This window comes from Pseudomonas sp. UBA6276 (assembly GCF_002438365.1).
Taxonomy (GTDB): Bacteria; Pseudomonadota; Gammaproteobacteria; order Pseudomonadales; family Pseudomonadaceae; genus Aquipseudomonas; species Aquipseudomonas coleopterorum.
Genome location: NZ_DJUS01000158.1, coordinates 45,187 through 47,505, shown reverse-complemented (window position 1 = coordinate 47,505; position 2,319 = coordinate 45,187). Strand labels below are relative to the sequence as shown.

The following is a 2,319-nucleotide window of genomic DNA, read 5'->3' as shown; positions in this document are numbered from 1 at the left end:
CGGCCATCCTGGAGGCGCGGGGGCTCAAAGTCACCATGCTCAAGCTTGACCCGTACATCAACGTCGACCCGGGCACCATGAGCCCGTTCCAGCACGGTGAAGTGTTCGTCACCCACGACGGCGCCGAGACCGACCTGGACCTGGGGCACTACGAGCGGTTCATCCGCACGACCATGACCCAGAACAACAACTTCACCACCGGCCGCGTCTACGAGCACGTGTTGCGCAAGGAGCGTCGTGGTGACTACCTGGGCGCGACCATCCAGGTCATCCCGCACATCACCGACGAGATCAAGCGCCGCATCATCAAGGGCGCCGGCGATGCCGACGTGGCCATGGTCGAGATCGGCGGCACCGTGGGCGACATCGAATCGCAACCGTTCCTGGAGGCGATCCGCCAGCTGCGCTTCGAAGTCGGCGCCAAGCGCGCGATGCTGATGCACCTGACGCTGGTCCCGTACATCGCCACTGCCGGCGAGACCAAGACCAAGCCGACCCAGCATTCGGTCAAGGAACTGCGCTCCATCGGCCTGCAGCCCGATGTGCTGGTGTGCCGCTCCGATCACCCGATCGACACCTCGTCGCGTCGCAAGATCGCGCAGTTCACCAACGTCGAAGAGCGCGCGGTCATCGCCCTGGAAGACGCCGACACCATCTACAAGATCCCGGGCATCCTGCACTCCCAGGGCCTGGACGATTTCGTCGTCGAGCGCTTCGGTCTGCAGTGCGGCAGCGCCGACCTGTCCGAGTGGGACGCGGTGGTCGATGCCAAGCTGAACCCGGAACACGAAGTGACCATCGCCATGGTCGGCAAGTACATGGAACTGCTCGATGCCTACAAATCGCTGATCGAAGCGATGAGCCATGCCGGTATCAGCAATCGCACCAAGGTCAACCTGCGCTACATCGATTCCGAAGACATCGAGAATCAGGGCACGGCGCTGCTCGAAGGCGTGGACGCCATCCTGGTTCCCGGCGGCTTCGGTCTGCGCGGTGTGGAAGGCAAGATCACCGCCGTGCAGTACGCCCGCGAGAACAAGGTGCCGTACCTGGGTATCTGCCTGGGCATGCAGGTGGCCGTCATCGAATTTGCCCGTAACGTGATGGGCTGGAAAGACGCCAACTCCACCGAATTCGATCGCGCCAGCGGCCACCCGGTGGTCGGTCTGATCACCGAGTGGGAAGACGCCACCGGTGCCGTGGAAACCCGTACCGAAGCTTCCGATCTGGGCGGCACCATGCGCCTGGGTGCGCAGGACTGCCAGCTGATCAGCGGTTCCAAGGTGCACGATTGCTACGCCCGCGATGTGATCGTCGAGCGTCATCGTCATCGCTACGAAGTGAACAACAACCTGCTGCCGCAACTGGTCGACGCCGGCCTGGTGGTTTCCGGTCGTTCGGGCGATGGTGCGCTGGTCGAAGTGGTCGAGTCCAAGGATCACCCATGGTTCGTGGCCTGCCAGTTCCACCCCGAGTTCACCTCGACGCCGCGTGACGGTCACCCGCTGTTCAGCGGTTTCGTCAAGGCTGCATTGGCTCAACATCAGAAGAAGGCCTGACCCTCATGGCGCAGAAGATCATCCGCGTTGGCGACATCGAGATCGCCAACGACAAGCCATTCGTCCTGTTCGGCGGCATGAACGTGCTGGAATCGCGCGACATGGCCCTCAAGGTCTGTGAAGAATACGTGCGCGTGACCGACAAGCTCGGCATTCCCTACGTGTTCAAGGCGAGCTTCGACAAGGCCAACCGTTCTTCCGTGACCTCCTACCGCGGCCCCGGCCTGGAAGAGGGCATGCGCATCTTCGAAGAGATCAAGCAGACCTTCAATGTGCCGCTGATCACCGACGTCCATGAGCCTGCGCAGGCTGCCGTGGTCGCCGAAGTCTGCGACATCATTCAGCTGCCGGCCTTCCTGTCGCGTCAGACCGACCTGGTGGTCGCCATGGCCAAGACCGGTGCGGTCATCAACATCAAGAAGGCCCAGTTCCTGGCTCCGCAGGAAATGAAGCACATCCTGACCAAGTGCGAGGAAGCCGGTAACGACCAGTTGATCCTCTGCGAGCGTGGTTCGAGCTTCGGCTACAACAACCTGGTGGTGGACATGCTCGGCTTCGGCATCATGAAGTCGTTCCAATACCCAGTGTTCTTCGACGTCACCCATGCCCTGCAGATGCCGGGCGGTCGCAGCGACTCGGCCGGTGGTCGCCGTGCCCAGGTCACCGACCTGGCCAAGGCAGGCCTGAGCCAGGGCCTGGCAGGTCTGTTCCTGGAAGCCCACCCGGACCCGGACAACGCCAAGTGCGACGGCCCGTGCGC

2 protein-coding genes are annotated in these 2,319 nt (G+C 62.8%); both read left to right on the top strand.

Annotation, left to right across the window (positions count from 1 at the left end; translation table 11 throughout):
- The coding region (locus tag B2V21_RS18445; RefSeq protein ID WP_286917641.1) for a CTP synthase at positions 1 to 1,559 on the top strand (1,559 nt) is incomplete at its 5' end.
- 5 nt (positions 1,560 to 1,564) lie between these two features.
- A partial coding sequence (gene kdsA, locus B2V21_RS18440; RefSeq protein WP_286917640.1) for a 3-deoxy-8-phosphooctulonate synthase occupies positions 1,565 to 2,319 on the top strand: 755 nt, incomplete at its 3' end.